24 protein-coding genes are annotated in these 16,323 nt (G+C 56.7%); 2 read left to right on the top strand and 22 right to left on the bottom strand.

Features of this window, described 5'->3' with window-relative positions; translation table 11 throughout:
- Positions 1-13 precede the first annotated feature (13 nt).
- Positions 14-349 (top strand): YebY family protein, encoded by a 336-nt coding sequence (locus EVX52_RS01895; RefSeq protein WP_129951771.1) that lies wholly within the window; start codon positions 14-16, stop codon positions 347-349.
- 314 nt (positions 350-663) lie between these two features.
- Here the strand turns inward: EVX52_RS01895 and EVX52_RS01890 are convergent, their stop codons facing one another.
- Together EVX52_RS01890 and EVX52_RS01885 are read right to left on the bottom strand one after the other, a co-directional pair.
- Positions 664-1,719: a tyrosine-type recombinase/integrase gene (locus EVX52_RS01890; RefSeq protein WP_129990495.1), complete on the bottom strand. Its 1,056-nt coding sequence runs from the start codon at positions 1,717-1,719 to the stop codon at positions 664-666.
- Between the two features lie 144 nt (positions 1,720-1,863).
- Positions 1,864-2,085: a DNA-binding transcriptional regulator gene (locus EVX52_RS01885; RefSeq protein ID WP_072071578.1), complete on the bottom strand. Its 222-nt coding sequence runs from the start codon at positions 2,083-2,085 to the stop codon at positions 1,864-1,866.
- A gap of 141 nt (positions 2,086-2,226) precedes the next feature.
- On the opposite strand from EVX52_RS01885, the gene EVX52_RS01880 reads away from it, so the two are divergent.
- On the top strand, positions 2,227-2,445 hold the full coding sequence (locus EVX52_RS01880) for a hypothetical protein (protein ID WP_129990494.1): 219 nt from the start codon (positions 2,227-2,229) through the stop codon (positions 2,443-2,445).
- Here the strand turns inward: EVX52_RS01880 and EVX52_RS01875 are convergent, their stop codons facing one another.
- From EVX52_RS01875 to EVX52_RS01780, 20 genes are all read right to left on the bottom strand, one after another.
- Positions 2,446-3,585, bottom strand: a complete 1,140-nt coding sequence (locus tag EVX52_RS01875; protein ID WP_370278306.1) for a phage late control D family protein — start codon at positions 3,583-3,585, stop codon at positions 2,446-2,448.
- Between the two features lie 8 nt (positions 3,586-3,593).
- Positions 3,594-4,064: a phage tail protein gene (locus EVX52_RS01870; protein ID WP_112150976.1), complete on the bottom strand. Its 471-nt coding sequence runs from the start codon at positions 4,062-4,064 to the stop codon at positions 3,594-3,596.
- 12 nt (positions 4,065-4,076) lie between these two features.
- On the bottom strand, positions 4,077-6,551 hold the full coding sequence (locus tag EVX52_RS01865) for a phage tail tape measure protein (protein ID WP_129990492.1): 2,475 nt from the start codon (positions 6,549-6,551) through the stop codon (positions 4,077-4,079).
- A complete protein-coding gene (locus tag EVX52_RS01860) occupies positions 6,544-6,666 on the bottom strand; it encodes a GpE family phage tail protein (RefSeq protein ID WP_113876560.1) in 123 nt (40 codons plus the stop codon). The genes EVX52_RS01865 and EVX52_RS01860 overlap by 8 nt, the downstream gene beginning before the upstream one ends.
- Positions 6,667-6,698: 32 nt before the next feature.
- The gene (locus tag EVX52_RS01855) at positions 6,699-6,980 is read right to left on the bottom strand and encodes a phage tail assembly protein (protein ID WP_129990491.1); all 282 of its coding nucleotides are present in this window, start codon (positions 6,978-6,980) and stop codon (positions 6,699-6,701) included.
- Between the two features lie 58 nt (positions 6,981-7,038).
- The gene (locus tag EVX52_RS01850) at positions 7,039-7,548 is read right to left on the bottom strand and encodes a phage major tail tube protein (RefSeq protein WP_129990490.1); all 510 of its coding nucleotides are present in this window, start codon (positions 7,546-7,548) and stop codon (positions 7,039-7,041) included.
- A gap of 13 nt (positions 7,549-7,561) precedes the next feature.
- Positions 7,562-8,731, bottom strand: a complete 1,170-nt coding sequence (locus EVX52_RS01845) for a phage tail sheath protein (RefSeq protein WP_129990489.1) — start codon at positions 8,729-8,731, stop codon at positions 7,562-7,564.
- A gap of 206 nt (positions 8,732-8,937) precedes the next feature.
- Positions 8,938-9,504 carry a hypothetical protein gene (locus EVX52_RS01840; protein WP_129990488.1) on the bottom strand — a complete coding sequence of 189 codons (567 nt, stop codon included), beginning with the start codon at positions 9,502-9,504 and terminating at the stop codon, positions 8,938-8,940.
- Positions 9,505-9,513: 9 nt separating this feature from the next.
- On the bottom strand, positions 9,514-10,632 hold the full coding sequence (locus EVX52_RS01835; RefSeq protein ID WP_129990487.1) for a phage tail protein: 1,119 nt from the start codon (positions 10,630-10,632) through the stop codon (positions 9,514-9,516).
- Complete coding sequence (locus tag EVX52_RS01830; RefSeq protein ID WP_129990486.1) at positions 10,629-11,237, bottom strand: phage tail protein I; 609 nt, start codon at positions 11,235-11,237, stop codon at positions 10,629-10,631. Before EVX52_RS01830 ends, EVX52_RS01835 begins: the two co-directional genes overlap by 4 nt.
- Positions 11,230-12,138: a baseplate assembly protein gene (locus EVX52_RS01825; protein ID WP_129990485.1), complete on the bottom strand. Its 909-nt coding sequence runs from the start codon at positions 12,136-12,138 to the stop codon at positions 11,230-11,232. The genes EVX52_RS01830 and EVX52_RS01825 overlap by 8 nt, the downstream gene beginning before the upstream one ends.
- A 3-nt stretch (positions 12,139-12,141) precedes the next feature.
- Positions 12,142-12,492 (bottom strand): GPW/gp25 family protein, encoded by a 351-nt coding sequence (locus EVX52_RS01820; protein WP_129990484.1) that lies wholly within the window; start codon positions 12,490-12,492, stop codon positions 12,142-12,144.
- Positions 12,489-13,130: a phage baseplate assembly protein V gene (locus EVX52_RS01815; RefSeq protein WP_129990483.1), complete on the bottom strand. Its 642-nt coding sequence runs from the start codon at positions 13,128-13,130 to the stop codon at positions 12,489-12,491. Before EVX52_RS01815 ends, EVX52_RS01820 begins: the two co-directional genes overlap by 4 nt.
- A 116-nt stretch (positions 13,131-13,246) precedes the next feature.
- Positions 13,247-14,119 carry a DUF6216 family protein gene (locus EVX52_RS01810; RefSeq protein ID WP_129990482.1) on the bottom strand — a complete coding sequence of 291 codons (873 nt, stop codon included), beginning with the start codon at positions 14,117-14,119 and terminating at the stop codon, positions 13,247-13,249.
- Positions 14,120-14,194: 75 nt separating this feature from the next.
- Positions 14,195-14,641, bottom strand: coding sequence for a phage virion morphogenesis protein (locus EVX52_RS01805; protein WP_129990481.1), 447 nt, complete (start codon positions 14,639-14,641; stop codon positions 14,195-14,197).
- Positions 14,634-15,101 carry a phage tail protein gene (locus EVX52_RS01800; RefSeq protein WP_129990480.1) on the bottom strand — a complete coding sequence of 156 codons (468 nt, stop codon included), beginning with the start codon at positions 15,099-15,101 and terminating at the stop codon, positions 14,634-14,636. The genes EVX52_RS01805 and EVX52_RS01800 overlap by 8 nt, the downstream gene beginning before the upstream one ends.
- Positions 15,064-15,303 (bottom strand): Rz1-like lysis system protein LysC, encoded by a 240-nt coding sequence (gene lysC, locus EVX52_RS25425; protein ID WP_240783423.1) that lies wholly within the window; start codon positions 15,301-15,303, stop codon positions 15,064-15,066. The genes EVX52_RS01800 and lysC overlap by 38 nt, the downstream gene beginning before the upstream one ends.
- Positions 15,197-15,622 carry an Rz-like lysis system protein LysB gene (gene lysB / locus EVX52_RS01790; RefSeq protein ID WP_129990479.1) on the bottom strand — a complete coding sequence of 142 codons (426 nt, stop codon included), beginning with the start codon at positions 15,620-15,622 and terminating at the stop codon, positions 15,197-15,199. The genes lysC and lysB overlap by 107 nt, the downstream gene beginning before the upstream one ends.
- Complete coding sequence (locus EVX52_RS01785) at positions 15,622-16,131, bottom strand: lysozyme (protein WP_129990478.1); 510 nt, start codon at positions 16,129-16,131, stop codon at positions 15,622-15,624. Before EVX52_RS01785 ends, lysB begins: the two co-directional genes overlap by 1 nt.
- On the bottom strand, positions 16,112-16,321 hold the full coding sequence (locus EVX52_RS01780; protein ID WP_126124294.1) for a holin: 210 nt from the start codon (positions 16,319-16,321) through the stop codon (positions 16,112-16,114). The genes EVX52_RS01785 and EVX52_RS01780 overlap by 20 nt, the downstream gene beginning before the upstream one ends.
- Between the last annotated feature and the right edge of the window lie 2 nt (positions 16,322-16,323).

Below are 16,323 nucleotides of genomic sequence, written 5' to 3'. Positions count from 1 at the left end.
TCGAGGAAAAATCATGAGGAAAACACTGCTAGCCTGCGTGCTGCTGACCTTATCTGCCAGCAGTTTCGCGGCACCCCAGTTGGAAACGATCAGCCGTCTACAATACGGTAAAACCTGGGCTTTTACCCGTGAAGAAGTGATGCTGCAATGCCGCCCCGGTAATGCGCTGTATGTGATTAACGACAGTACGCTGGCGCAATATCCTCTGAATGATGTGGCGAAAGAGCAGGTCAAAAACCATCAGGTACAGGCCGTGCCGTTGGAGAAAATCTGGCTTGATGACCCGCAGAATCCGGGACAGAAAATGAGTCTGGCTCCCTTTATTGCCAAAGCCAGATCACTTTGCTGAATGGCCGTGCCGACGATAAATGACTGATGTAACTTCCATGTTTTGCGTATGTTGTCACACAATGAAAATAATACATCATTGTTATTATCACTATGTTTCAAACTGGGTGGAAAATAGCCATCTGTCGTCTACGCTTTAAGTTGTACGGCTTAACCGCCTGCATTAATGCCAACTTTTAGCGCACGGCTCTCTCCCAAGAGCCATTTCCCTAGACCGAATATAGGAATCGTATTCGGTCTTTTTTTTGAACATTTCTTAAATCAATAACTTATCGTTAAAACAATCACTTAAACCACTTCTTGTTACCTTCAATGCTACTCATTTGGACTTTCTGCCGCCACTTTGTCGCCACCCATTTGAGCCAGCGGATTCAGGTGAATAGCGTCTTCCAGGTGATCCGGAGCGAAGTGCGCGTATCGCATTGTGACGCGGATATCAGAGTGTCCGAGGATGCGTTGCAGCACGATGATATTGCCACCGGCCATCATGAAATGACTGGCGAACGTATGCCGAAGAACGTGCGTCATCTGTCCTTCTGGCAGCTCGATGCCGGCCAGCCTGATCACCCGATAAAACTGCTTATAGCAGGGCGAGAAGGGCGCGCCTTTACGGGCGATTAGTTCGTCATAGAGGGGGCGGGCGAGGGGAACGGTACGGTTCTTTTTACCTTTGGTATTGATGAAGGTGAGTTTGTAGGGCGAAATCTGCGAGCTTTTGATTTTGGCAGCCTCATTCCAGCGTGCGCCGGTCGAAAGGCAGACTTTAACAATAAGCGTTAATTCGTCATTTCCATGCTGTTCGCAGGCGGCCATGAGCAGCAGGATTTGTTCCTGAGTCATCCATGCCATTTCACGTTCTGGCTGATCAAACTCGCGGATATTCTCGAGAGGGTTAGGCAGCGACCATTCCCCCAGTCGTTTCAGTTCATTGAACACCGCCCGCAGAAAAGCATGCTCACAGTTCACCGTGCCGGTGGAAACTTTACGGGTCGCCAGACTGGTACTGTAACCATTATCAATCTCGCCGCGCAACCGCTGATCGCGATAGTGCGCCCAGTCCTTCGGTGTAATAGTATTGGCAATCGGATCACCCATTCCCGCGCAGATAATCTTCAGTTTTCCCAACCGTCCCTTTTTATCATTCAGAGAGCAGCCGTGCAGGCTGTACCAGAGATCGACCAGTTCGCTTAGCTTGCGCCGGTCCTCCTTTTCTCCCAGCCAGGGTTTGTTCTTCGCCTGTTCCATGGTGTAAGTCTCAAAGGAAACGGCTTCACCCTTGGAATCAAACTGCCTGCGGCATCGCTTGCCCTCGCGTCCGTTCGGGTAGCACTCACATAACCATTTGCCGGTAGACAGTTTTCTTACACTCATCACATCCTCCTTTTTTGAGAATGTGGATTTTACTGTATATAAAACCAGTGTAAATGTTTGATTTAGTCAGTCATATACATGCAAGAGGATTAATCCACTGAATCTGTAATAGAAAAACCCGCTTTCGCGGGCTTGGTCTTAGTCTTAGTGTATTTGAAGGGACTGCTGACTATGTTTATCAGGATGCAACTGAACAGCATGAACGGTGCCAGGTTCAACAATGATGTCCGCAATAGACTCATGGGTTTTAAACGTGCAACTGCAATTGATATTCTGACATTGGTGATAACGTTCTTTGGTATTGATACTCAGATAACGGCTGGAACGTGCGTGTGCTGCGTGTTGGCATTTCGGGCAGTGCATCATAATAATCACCATGCAATCATTTTAATCAGATGCGGTCATTGTATGTCACAAAGAAAAGCATACATCTTATATTACAGTGATTTACATTGTATTTCGGACGTCTTATTCTCAATATATCTGGATTAATACGAAGGAGAAAATATGCTGATTTATAATGTCTTCGGTCGCTATCTCGGCGTTAATAAAACACCAGAAGGTTGGCAGGTATTTCGGGCTGATATGTCTGAAAGAAAATTTTCTCGCCTGAATGACATCATCATTCCCGATGATATGACTGAGGGTGAAATTCCTGGCTGGCTCGGCGATATATTTCATGAGGCTGCCAGTGAACTCCATCCTGACGTCAAACGGGTCGAGTGATCAGCTTTCAGTAGCTTCATAACTCACATCCGACAGCAATACTTCCAGATTCAACATCGTCACAAATCCGCTGCTGCCCAGGCTGTGCGTCACCTTGCTGATTATCCACGGCTGCGCGTCGATCACGGATTTAAAGCCGGACACCGCCACCGGCGTTTCAGGAAATAAATCCGCCCGCCCGCGCGCCAGGGAAATTGAGAATTCGGCGACGCCGCGCTGGAGTTTGTCCCACTTCGCCTGGGCTGCCCGCATGGCGGCCTTTTGCGTGGCATAGACGGTGGTGAGGGTAAACACGTTTTCATCGCTGCCCGCCAGGTAATCGCCTTCTTTCGCCTCCGGCGTTTTCTGCACCTTCGTGCTGACCTTCTTTGCCTTCGGATGTTGCAGGGCGCGCAGGTACTGCACTTTCGGTTTTCGCTGAACCTTCACCTTTTTCGGCTTCGGGTCTTTGGTATGCAGCCAGCTTGCCGAAACGCCGGTATACGCCCCACGGTCAGCAATATTGAACGTGTGCCCGTCGCCGTCGCTGCGGATAATCGTCATCTGCGGGATTGGCTTCCCGCTGGCCGTCTTTGCCGCGCCTGGCTTGATAAACAGCAGGCTGCCCGCCTTGATAGCTACAACCGCGCCGTTCAGCTCCGCCAGGCGCGTGATAAATTTCGCGTCCGTTTCCTGGGTCTGGTCAATGTGTGAGACCTTTACGCCCCTGAACGGCTCGGCAACGGCGGGCTTGAGGTTGTTGCGCGCCGCCACGGCGGACACCACCGCCTCCAGCGTCGTGTCGTGATAAGAGTTGTCGCGGCGGGAATTCAGGCTGCCGCGATAGTCCGCGCTGCGGGCGCGGATAGTCAGCGTGTCCGGCGTGCCGCGATGCTCCACCTCATCCACGGTAAAATCGCCTTTGTTCGTCAGCGCCTGGCCTTTCCAGCCGAGCGCGATATTTATCACCGCGCCGCGTGGCGGCATCTCCAGCAGGCCGTCGGTGTCGCTCAGAGCGATGTCGAGCTGGTCAGCCTCAAAGCCCCGGTTATCCGTGAGCGTCAGCGAAATCAGCCGGTTGCTGACGTCCTGCGTGATGTCCTTACCGCCGACGGTCACCGTAAAATCCGGCGCAAACTGCACACCGGCACCGATGGTCATATCCGTAATCACAGCAGGCCTCCCAACTGGCCGGTTAAACCTCCGGCCTGGTTGAGCAGCCCGTCAGCCTGGGCTTTCATATCGCCAAACATGGCCGCCAGGGATTCATCCACGCGGGTCAGCGTCAGCGTAAATTCAATCCGGCGGGCGGCGCCGTTGGAGAAATGCTCCGTGTGGGTTTCGCTGACGCTGTTGACTACGAACATCCCGTAAATGGTGCCGCTGCCCTCCAGCAGCGGCCACGCCTTGCCCTCGTCGGCCATCAGGTTCAGTGCCATCAGTGACAACTTTCCGCCGGTGATTTCCGGCATCAGCACGCCGGACAGGGTAATCTTCTCCTCATTCACGCCGAGGAACTGCGGCAGCGGACGCAGGCCGACGCGGTTATTCGCAGGCCAGCGGTAATCAACGTCCCGCTGCAAGCTTTGGTAGGGGACGGTTTGCAACTGAAACACAAACAGTCCGAGGGTTAACATCATGCGGACATCTCCTTAATCGTTATCCATGCGGGAACGTTGCCGGGCGACGCGGGCGCGGTCACGGGCTTCCAGCTCGGCGCGGATCTGGCGGCTGGTATCCTGGACGCCTAAACCGGCACCGGCGGCAATGGTGTAATTGTGCGTGCTGCGGTCGATATAGCTGCGCCCGCCGCCGACTGATACCGGCGTATAACCGCCACCCAGCAGGCCACCCGATGGCGGGACAATCGGGACGGGATTGTCCAGCGGATGCGCTTGCGGATCCCCGTCGCCGGATTGCTTCGAACGCCGGTCAGCCATGTCTGCCGTTTTATCAAGGTCTGCGGATTCATCCTTGATGATGCCGAGCTTCTCCAGCAGCCAGACCACGCTGCTACGCAGCTTATTAGCCACCTGCAACGGTGCGGTCAGTGCGTTAGCGACCAGGCGACCAAACGACACCCCCGCATCTTTACAACTATTCAGCGTTTCCTGCGTGGATTTCACCGGTTGGATCAGGTCTTTGAACCACTGCCACAAGACTTTGAGCTTGTCCCCAAGCCAGTCAAACACCGGCTTAAGCGGAGAAAACATCTCTTTTACCGGCGCGAACGCAATCCCCAGTCCTTCGATCACACCCGCAAAGAAGGCGCTGATCGGCTCCCAGTATTTACGGATAAGCAGCGCACCGGCGACAATGGCGACACCGACGGCAACAATCGGCCATGTCAGTCCCCCGATCACCGTCGCAATCGCGCCGCCCACCGTGCCGAGGATGGTCCAGAGCATCCCCGCAGCGGCGACAATCAGATTAATCCCGCTGATAACGGGACCGGCCACCAGACCAAACACGCCGAGCGCACCGATAATCAGCAGCGCACCGCCCGCGATTTTGCCGAGCGTGGCCGCCAAAGCTTTATTGTTCACCACCCACTTATCCAGTTTCAGCACGTAGCCGGTGGCGGTCTGTACCAGTTTGCGCAGTGACGAATCCTGCTGATCAAACAGGTCTGTGCCAACCGCTTCATAGGCGGACTGAAATTCCTTAAAGTCGCCGCCGAGGTTGTCCTGCATCACTGCCACCAGCGCCTCTGTTTTACCGTCCGAGGTTTTCAGCGCCTGGCTGAGCTGGTCGAGCTTGCCGGAGGAGGCATCCCCCATCAGCACCGCCGCCGCCGAGCTGGCTTCCTCGCCAAAGATGGCTTTCATGTACTGCGCACGCTGCGACGAACCGAGCTTGTTTTTCTCAAAGCTCTTTTGCATTTCTTTCAGAATGGTAAACAGCGGACGCATGTTGCCTTTGCTGTCCGCCGTTTTCACCTTCAGCTCACCGAGCGCGGCGGCGGCGGTGCCAGTCGGTGCCTGCAGGCGGGTAATGACCGCACGCGCACCGGTGCCCGCCATCGAGCCGGTAATTTTGGCATCCGCCAGGGCGGCTGCCATCGCGGCGGTTTCTTCGACGCTGATACCGGCCTGCTTAGCCACCGGCGCGGCATAGGTCATGGTGTCAGACAGCCCTTCAAAGGTGGCGGCGGACTTATTCATGGCCGTAGAAAGCACATCGCCGATGTGTGACACGGTGTCATTGGTCATGCCAAACGCGGACTTCACGCCCATCAGCAGCGTGGCGTTCTCCTCCATGGTGCGCTTGTTTGCCAGGGACAGATTCAGAATGGTCGGCGTCGCCGCCAGGATGCCGTCCTTGTCCGCGCCGGACTTGGCGACGATGATTTGCGCGGCGGCGGCATCGTCGGCAGAGGCGGCGGTGTTGTCGCCGAGCTGCCGCGCCTGGGTGCGCAGCGCGGTCATATCGGCGGAATCTTTATCCAGCCCTAATGTCGCCTGCAATTCAGAGTTTTTCTGCGCAAAGTTAAATCCGGGCATCAGCAGCCCGACACCCGCCGCCGTGCCCGCCGTCGCAATCCCGACACCGGCGGCACCTGCACCGGTCACGCTACCGGCCAGTTGTTTGCCCGCCTGATACCGGCCTTTCACCGCGTTGAGTTTGGCCTGCTGCGCGCTCACCCGTGCCAGGGATTCACGCTGCCGGTTGAGCTGGGCGGTGGTTTCGCTGATGGACGTTCTCAGGCGACGCTCAGAGTCAGACAGCGTGCGCGTGCTGATGCCCGCCTGGGTAAGTTCGGTGCGCTGACGCTGCACCGACTGGCGCAGCCCGTTGAACTGGGTCTGCAACTGCGCGGCGGTACGCTTGGCCGATTCCATGGCCTGCGCCTGTGCGCGGGTCGGGCTGGCGGTGTTTCTGAACTGAATCGCCAGCGCCGCCGCTTCCGCTTTGGCGTCTTTGAGTTTTTGACCGGTGACGGCGAGCTGTGCGCTGGATTTACGGAAGCCGTCAATTTTCCCGGCCTGGGCGTTCAGGTCTTTGAGGGTGGTCTGTGAATTTTTAATCTCTCCGGCCAGCGCCTTACTGGCGTTCTGCACCGCTTTAAACGGGCGGGTCGCCTGGTCAACCGCCTTTAACAGCACCTCTACTTTTAAGTTACTCACTGTCGGTGGCTCCGCTGCGCTGCATGGCCTTATGACGCCACACCAGCAGCTCGGTCAGCGTCATCGGGTTCAGTTCTGACGGCGGCCAGTGGAAGATCACCGCGATATCCGCCATCAGATCATCGACTGCCAGGTTAGGCGGCAGCGTTACCGTGCCGACTTCGGCGATAAAAAACCCACCACCTTACCCGCCAGCTCCACCAGGTCGGGCAGGCTCAGGGACTGGCAGTCCTTCGGCGTCAGGTTCGGCGCGGTGATGCGGGGCAGCAGCAGGGTCAGCGCATCAACGTCGGCATTCGCCAGGGCAGCCAGGCCGATCCCGCGCAGGTGCCCGGCATTCGGTTTGATGACTTCAATCTGTTCAATGACGGTGTCGCCGCGCTTGATCGGTTCTTCCAGGATAACGATATTTTCATTCTGTTCTGACATAGCGGTGTCTCTTCTTCAAAAGGCGAGGTTTTGCGCCGGGGTTCGGCGCGGTTAGGGGTTACAGGCCGATGTTCTGGCGGTGCTGCTCCAGGCGGTCAACGCCGTTCACGATTTCCACCATGTTCACCGTATCGACTTCAATCATGTCTTTGCCGTCAATCGTCAGCTTGAAATAGGTGCACTGGGTGGTGATTTTGGTTTCGGTGTCTTCGCCCTGTTTGTATTCACCGAAATCCATTTCCTTGTGACGGCCGCGCAGGGAGACTTCCACGGCGGAGATATCGCCGGTGTCGTCGCGCTGGAAGGAACCGGCAAAGCGCAGCGGCACGGCGGCCACCGCCCCCCACTGTTGCAGCACCTGTTCATCCAGGCCGCCCACCGTCCATTCAAACGTCAGGGCGTCATCGTCCAGGCCAAAATCTACAGGGGCTGAACCGTTCATGCCGCCGCCGCGATAGTTCTCCAGCTTGCGGGTCAGCTTCGGCAGCGTCAGCGCGCTGACCGTGCCGAGGTAGCTATTGCCGTCGTTAAACAGGTTCAGATATTTGAGTTTCTTAGGCAGTGCCATGTTTGAGCGCCTCTTAGCTGTTGATGGCCGTGGCGAACGTCGCCAGGTAGTGGTCGGTGATGCGCTGCCGCAGGGTCAAATCTTCCAGCGGCGGCACCGGCGTATAGTCGTAATCAATGGTGAGCTTGCCCGCTTTCAGGGTGTCCACGGTGTTCGCCTCCGCGTCATACCAGCATTTTCCATCGATGATCAGACCGGCGGTTTTCATTTCGCGCAGCTTGGCGTTGATGCCGCCGATCATGTCTTTGATAAGCGTCGGGGTCATGGGTTTGTCCATCGCCCACAGGTGCGCCTCCGCCATCGTGTCCGCCAGCACCTGCGCGGTGCGCGTGTAGTTCTCAAACAGGAACAGCGGGTCTTCAGAGCAGGTGCGCTGTCCCCAGAACTTAAAGCCGTCCTTGCGGATAAGGGTGGTGACGCACGCCTGGTTCAGCAAGTCGGCATCGGTGCCGGGGGTCTGCAAATCCCAGTACACGCTGGCCGACAGGCCGGTGACGCCGTTAATGCCGACGTTAGAGAGTGTTTTATGCCAGCCGGTTTCTGCGTCGATTTTGGCACGCAGGCCGAGGGCGTAAGCGGTGGCGGGGGCGATGTCGCTGGCGTTGGTGGTGGTGTTCCAGGCCACGAAATCCGGCCAGACCACCATCAGCTCACGCTGGCTGAAATTATCGCGGTACTTGATGGCATCAGAGACCGTTTTACAGCCGTGTGCGCTGACGTAGCCGAATGCACGCAGTTGCTGACAGACGGCGGCCAGTGCGGTCGCAACCTCCTGATTATCCAGCCCCGGCACGCCGAGAATGCGCGGCTTTACGCCGAGTTCGGTCTGCGCGGACAGCAGGGCTTTCATGCCGGTATACATGCCGGTGGCGTCCGTGGTGCCGATGAGGTTGGAGGTGGTTTCCGCGTCGGTTTCGCCTTCGGCAACCCGCACGACGACGACCACCGGTTTTGCCTGGTTGGCGATGGCCATCAGGGAGGCGTAGAGCGTGCCGGTTTTACCGGCCTTACCGGCGGCGGTCAGCACGTTGGTAATGAGCACCGGCGTATCCAGCGGGAACGCCCCGGCGTCGGCGTCAGATGCCGTGCAGACCATCCCGATGATGGCGGTGGAAACGGTGGAAATAACGCGGGTGCCGTCGTTGATTTCAACAACGCGCACGCCGTGGTGATAATCAGCCATGGTGTTTTTCCTGTGATTGGGGTGAGGTCAATCATCGCGTGTTGGGGGCAATCAGGCACGGCGGGAGGGATGTGTGGGAAATGGCACAACGCAGGCGAGGCAACGTCAGCAATGACTGTGCTGCAGGTTCCGGACAGCACAGTCAGGGGCAACGATGCCCGATACAAAAAAGCCCCTTTCGGGGCAGCGTCATTCTCGGATGTGTATCAGTCACGCCATACCACGGCGGCGGCTTCTTCCGGCGTGGTGGTATTTTCAACTTCGTCCATCAGGCTGACCAGCTTTTGCTGTGCGGCATTCAGATACGTCACCCACGCCACGCGCACCGCCTGGACCTGCGCCGGGGTATGGCTTTTCAGTGACCATTCCGCCTCTTTTGCACACCACAAGTAAGCGCCCGTCTGTGCAGAAGCCGCACTGGACAGGTTTTGTTGATCGGTGATCTGGGAGGGATAACGGTAATCGCTGCCCAACGCATCCGCCGAAAACCCCGCCAGTAAATAATCCTGGCAGGCATTTTTCAGCCCGTTTTTTTGAGCCGCCTTTGCCTCCTCCAGGCGCTGCGCCGCCGGTATTGCCGCCGGGGGAAGCAGGACACCCTCAATGAAGCGGTAATCCGGACCGATGCTTTGCCACTGCGCATCCGTGACCGGGATGAATCCGCGGGCAGCCATGGCGGCGCTTTCCTGTTCAGTGAACGCGCGGCCATCGGCGGGCAGCTCAATGCGCATACTGTCTATCACGCCCTGTTCGTTGATAGTAATAAATTTCATTTGCATTCCTCAGTAACCTACGGCCAATACGTTTACAAGACACCCCTGCGCGTTGGGATTAAACACATCAACGCTGGTGGCAGAGATCCCGGTCGTCCACATGGCCGAACGTTGTTCGGACGAGGGGTTTACCGGCATTGAAAAAACCTGCGGCGTCGCGTTGAAAGCGAGGGGGTAGGTCCACTTCACGGCGCTGCCGTTAGTGGTCGGGATAGAGTTGCGGCAAATTTGCAGCCCGCCGGGAAGGCGGGCATACACGCCGTTTCCATTCGTTCCGGTAATAAACTGCCCCTGATTAACGGCGGAAGACGCGCTGCCGCCCACGGCGACGTTAAAAGCCTGCGTCGCGCTCCCCGCCAGTTCGGCTTTTTTCGCCAGCTTATTGAGCACCGTCGCTGAAAAATTCGGGTCATTACCCATGGCTGCGGCCAGCTCATTGAGCGTGTCGAGCGCCTCCGGCGATGTCCCCACTAAGGCCGCGATGGCCGCCGTAACAAACGCCGTGTTAGCCAGTTGCAGATCGTTGCTTGCCGGTGGTGCCGTCGGGGCTGTGGGGGTGCCGGACAATACCGGACTCACTTTGGGCGCATACTGCGTATGGGGATTTGTCGCGGCCAGGTGCTTTGCCAACGCGTTATCGGCATAGGCTTTCACCTCAATCACCGCCGCGTCCACGGACTGGCGGGTAGCCAGCACCACGGACGGGTCAATTTTCAGCGTCACCGCGTCGGTGCTGTTGATGATTAAAATCATGCGCACGGTCTGCGTGCGGCCGCTGCCTTCGGCGAGCATCGGCTTATAGGTTTCGGGGCAGTTCGCCACGGCGATCAGCGTGTTGTCGCTGTCGTACAGGCCGATTTCACGGATCCAAAACCCGCCCTCATTTTCGGGAATGATTTGTTCCGCAATAATCTGGCTGCTGTTGGCGGCGTCCACGCTCAGGGCGTTAAGCAGGGCGCGCCGCTTTTCGTTGATAAGCGAGGTCTGCGTGCCGGTTGGCGTGGGCAGCGTGCCGCCGCCGTCACCGACCCCCATCTGGGTGATTTGTACTTTTGTACCGAGTGCGGCGGCGTTCGCCAGCTTTGCTGCCCCCTGGTTGGTCAGCAGGGCAAAGTATTTGGTTGTCATGGGTTGATTCTCATGGTGTCGGTAAGGTGAACCGCCGCACCGGCGTAACCGCTGCCGGAGACGGTGATACTTTCAGGGGTGTAGGGGTAAACGGTCAGCAGGTCGCCGCCGTAGCTTGCGGCGGCCACGGGTAAGGTGCCGCTGACGTCCAGGTTGATGGTCAGGCCAATCAGATGACGGCTGGCCGGTTTGGCGTCGTCAATCAGGCGCTCCAGCTCCTGATACATGTCGTCGGTGATGCCGGTTTCCAGCACGCCGACGTCGAGGCGAAACGTGCCCGGTGTTTCATTGGTTTTCCACCACTCGCTCACGCGGATCAGATAGCCGAGCGGCTCCACCACCCGGCGCAGCGCGCCCACCGTGCCCTTATGCCGGTGCACAAAGTACGCTGCCCGCACCACGCCGCGTTTCGTGGACTCCGGCCAGCTTTCATCCCACCGGTCAACCGACCACGCCCACGCCAGGTAGGGCAACAGGGCAAGCGGGCAGTTGTCGGGGTTCCAGAGCTGACGCAGCGGCACCGGCAGCGCGTCAATCGCGGCGCACGCCCCGGCGGCGGCCACTTCCAGCGCAGACGACCCCACCGGCAGCAGGCGGCTACTCATCGGTGCCCCCGAGGGTTAACTGATAGCCGGTGCAGTAGGCGGCCTGGGTTTTGTCCAGCACAACGTCCACCGCAGGCGCGGCCAGTTCCACCCGCTGTACGCCCTCAACGTGCAGGGCGGCGTAAAGGGCAGACTTGCGGATGTCGCGCCCCAGGCGTGACTGCGCGGTGATATAGGATTGCAGCTTTGCCTCGGCGGCGGCGCGGATGGGTTCAGCTTCCGGACCCGGATAAAGGTAAAGCGTGGCATCCACGGTGTAATCCACCACCGTCGCCGACTGCACCCGCACGCGGTCAGCGACCGGCCGCACGTTCTCATCGTTGAGCGCCGCCTCAACAATCGCCAGCAGGTCGGCGCTGGCTTCGCCATTACGTTCGCGGGACAGCACGGTGAGGGTCACATTGGCCGGTGACGGGCTGATGGCCGAGGCATCCGCCACGCGCCCGTCGGCGCTGCGGGCGTGGTACTCGTAGGCACCCGTCGGACCCGCGACGCTCAGCCCTTCAAACGCCTGCGGAATACGCCCGCGATAGTCGCCGTCAGATTCCATGACCGCCGCCGTCGGGGGCACGGTGGAATCATCAGCAGCGGCGATCTTCAGGCGGGTAACGTTGCTGTTTGCCCCGAGCTGATCCAGGTCTGCGCCGGTGGCATAAGCCACCATCACGGCGGCGGCGGCCTCATTAATCCGCTGACGCAAAATAAGTTCGCGGTAGGCGTTCTCCTCCAGCAGCTTCACAATGGGTTCAGATTCCAGGGTGAGCGTGCGGGCGATGGCCGCCTGCTGGTCTTCCGGATACAGCGATACCAGCGTGGCTTTGCGCTCCGCCAGGAGGATTTCGTAATCCAGCACCTCCACCACGTCGGGGGCGGGTAACTGGCTGAGATCAATCGTTGCCATAATTCAGCTCACAGGTAGGGTTAAGGAAATGGCGGCGGACGTGTCTTTGCGGGTGCCGGTGAGTTCAACCACGGCTTTCCCGTCGAACGTCGTTTCAAACGTGATACCGGTCAGGCTGACACGCGGCTCCCATTTCAGGATCGCGCTGTAGCAGGCCGCCATGATTTGCAGGCGCAGCGCCGCATTCTGCGGGCGGTCAGTCAGTATCGATAGCAGTGAACCGTAGTCACGGCGCATCACGCGGGAACCGACGGGCGTGCGCAAAATGTCGCTGACCGACTGCTGGATGTGCGCGAGGTCTTCGACGCTGCGCCCCGTGTCGCGAGCAAGTCCGGTGTATTTCGCATTGGTCATGAAGGCACCTGCGTCTGACCGCTGCCCGTCTGGACGCCGCCGTGTTTATGGGTATGTACCACCACACCGTTTGACGTGATGTTGCCGCCTGAATGGGTGAGGTTGCCGGTCATCGTGCCGCCCTGTTTAATTTCGATAGTGCCGGTGGTGAGTTTGTTGGTGCAGACTACTTCCGGGCTGTCCAGCGTGATGCGCGTTTTCGCCGTGCAGGTAATCAGCGGAGCAGTCACCGCTACCTTATCCAAGGCGTTCACCGTGGCGGACTTGATGCCGGTTGCCATCAATGCGCCGGTTTTCGGTTCGTACTCGATCACCGCGCCGTCAGGGAATGACACATGCAGCGCATCGGCGGACGCCGACGGCGCAGGATATTCATCAGAGAAAACGCCTGGCATCACAAAGGCGGTATTCAACTCGCCGCCCAGGCAGAACAGCAAAACCTGCTCACCGGCGGACGGTGCCCACCAGGCACGCGAGCGCCCTGCGCGGGAAGTCAGCCAGTGCAGCCAGTCGGTGACGTTTCCGCCGGTGTTGACGCGACAAGTTGCCGCCTCTAAATCCACCTCGGCAACGGTGCCAATGCGGATCAGGTTGCGCAACAGGCGCGGAATGTCATTGTTTGGGATGGATGTATTCATGCATAAAAGAATGCCGCCCTGTCAGGCGGCATACAATTTGAGGCGGGTTGATGGCGGGTGACACAACGTCGGCAATACAGATAAGAATCTCATTAGGAGAGTATTTACTGAGGGGGTTAACTCCCAACATATTTTGTTTTATGACGAGGTTTAATTTTCCCCTTCTTTTTAAGCAAGGCATAACGAAGGTCGTAAGTATAAAGCATGTATATAAAACCCCTAAAGCATATTAAAGAAAAGAATAAAGGAAAAAGTGAAAGAAAATAAGCGACTTTTTGCCCCGTGATTGCCTTTTCAATTACGTAAGGTGTTTTGCCACCTTTGAATAACTCGCATATGGCTGTAATTTCTTTGTTAGTGAGTTTTGTTGTGGCTGACAATTTCTCTACAGAGAAATTTTTACTGGTACATGTATCATTATCAAATCTCCAATAATCAAAAAACGAACTGACTATTGGGATTGGGGGGATGTATTTTTCCGCATATTGATTATTTACCCAAAACCATGTGCTGCTGTCATTAAACTCAAACATCGCGGCGGGTTTTATTGCCAGTTGCAATACAGGTAATGTGCAAAAAAATAGTACGGCCGAGAGTAATAGCGTTCCAAAAATTTGTTTCTCTTTCGGCACCTTTAGTTTGCAAGTATTAATATAAAAATGTCCTTTTGAACGGGATATTAATTTTATGTCGAGGTTTTGTTTTTTTACTCTTTTTTGAAGTCTTTTTATTTGCTCTATGCTTGTGGCCTTAACGTTGAAGATGAAGTTAAATTTATCTATATCTTCTCTTTCTTGCATCAATTCTGATATTTCATTATTTTTAAAACCCTTCGACCCTATCAATATCCCCCACAACCTAGACATCATGCTATAACTTGAGCCTGCTCTTAAATAAAAATACCAAACGACAATAAAAGCGACTGCTACATAAAGTATTTCTTTAATTATGTCATGATATTTTAAAATACTACTGCCTAACTCTTCCATTTTTTTATCCTTAAAATATTAAAATAGCATATATTTTAATGCTGTATCTTCCTGAAAATCAAAATTTTTTATTCATTAACGTAACAGTTTCAGCAATTCATCTTCGACAATTTTCATATCTTCCCCATCCAGCCCTAACAATGGCCTCTCCGGATACTGCATTTCTTTTGCCCGGAGGAACGGGCGATCCCGTAAGCCGTACTGATGCACCTTAGCAATGCGCTGAACCTGCCCGGTAAATTCCACCACCGCGTCGTCAGCGGTACCTTTGGCTTTCATGTATTTAGCCGTGCGCAGTTTGGCGAACATTTCCCGCTTGATGCGGCCTTTCTTTGCCCGCAAAGGCTGCGGGCGTCGCGGGGTGAACGGCTGCCCTTCTGGTGTGACCTGCTGCTTAATACGCTGCTGCTGATGTTTGCGCAGACGCTTCGCAATGGTCGCCGCCATTGCCTTCCGGCTTTGCGGTGACAACGCAGCAATCAGTCCCGCCAGACGGGTATCAAACGCTGACAGCTCACTCATTCCACTGACTCACTAACTCGCCGTGCAGGTACAGCTCGCGCGGCCTTTGTACCGGCTCCGGCAGGGGCGGTTCCGGATAGTGTTCAACGTGCAGACCGGCATCAATCTGTTTCACGATCACGCGCTCGGTGAGCTGCACATCAATCGCGATATCGTAGGAACCATCATCCAGCATATCGGCCTTAAATTTAAAGCCAGTCTGCTGTTTTTCCGGTGTCGCCATAATGTCCGGCTGGTTCTCACGCAGCCACGCCAGGATCGGCACAATAATCAGATCGCAGTCCTGGGCAAAGTTGGTGATCAGCAGCTCGGTCTGGTACTGGTATTCAAACGACAGCGAACTGGCTAACGTGGAAACGATACGCCCGTTATCCACAAACATCCGCAGTTGGTCGGGGCTGGTTTGCAGCACCGGCACGGCGTCAGTTAAGGCTTTTCGCAGCTGTGCGGGTTTTAACACGGTGTTCCTCCTGGCATTGTTTGACCGCTTCCACCTGGAGGCCGCAGGCCGTCAGCGCGGCCTCCAGGTTTCTGACGTCACTGCTTAAATCGCCGTTAGTGGCCGGTGAGCTTGCCGGTATCGGGCAACTCGTTACCGCCGGACAGCCAACGTAAATAATCTGCGGCGCTGGCAAAGGCGGGGCGTTGGTGCATCCGGCCAATACCGTCAGGCAGACGAGCTGCATACCAATCGCGCATTTCCTGATTTTCATTGAGTAACCTTTGAAGGTGAACTTCACGATCCCGCGCCTCCTGACTTGCCCGTGCGAGCTGGGTGCGCAGGCTTTGTTCCTGGCGTTCCCGCGTTACGGCCTCATCGTTCAGGCGGTGAATGGCGTTGTCGCGGCTTTCAATACAGGCGGACAGGGTGCCGATAATGCGCTGCGCCTGTTCAGCTTCATCATGCAGGCCACCAATACGCCAGGTTTGCAGCCCCGCCAGCGCGCAGGCTGCCAGCAATAAAATAATCACAATGCGCATCAGACTCCCCGCAGACAGTAAGCCAGCTCATTCGCACGGCGGCGTTCCAGCCCGGTGATGCGTTCACCGTTCACAAACACCCAGCGCGGAAACTGTTCGCAGGCGTCCCGCCATTGCCCTTTGTTGATGAAAAAACCTAACGTTGATTTGCACGCCGCCGCCACGCCGACGTTAAAGGCAAAGGACACCACGGCGTCATACACCGGCTGCGGAATGGCAACAGGCATACAGCGCGCAATGCCTTTCTCCACCCGCATCACGTCTTCCACCAGATTCACGGCGGCCTGACGTTCGCTGATGTGCGTTTGCGGCTTCACGCCTGCGGTGTGCCCGATGCCGTTTGTCCAGACGCCCGCGCTGCACTGATAGGCGGACAGGCGGCAGCCTTCAAAATCAGCAATCAGTGCCAGACCGGCGGCGGAGGTTTTCAGGGTCTGCGTTTGCGGCAGCAGCGCGGCAATCGCCAGGACGGCGGCGACGGCGCAGCGTCTAACGATTGATGGCTGCATTAATGTCCCCCCTGACGCCCATTGCTTTCAGCAGGCGGTAGGTTTTGCGCCGGTAGTACCAGTTCACCAGGAAGGTGGCGACGCCGACGCCTGCACCCACCAGAAAGGCGATATCCTGCGGTGACATTGCGCCGAGCCAGGCAAGAAAGGCCGCGACGCAGTAACAGATAAACGAGGTGATGCGCTCCATGG

The organism is Rahnella sp. CFA14(1/10), assembly GCF_004195095.1.
GTDB classification, from domain to species: domain Bacteria; phylum Pseudomonadota; class Gammaproteobacteria; order Enterobacterales; family Enterobacteriaceae; genus Rahnella; species Rahnella perminowiae.
Note: the sequence above shows the minus strand (reverse complement) of the source record. Positions and strands in the feature narration are given on the sequence as shown.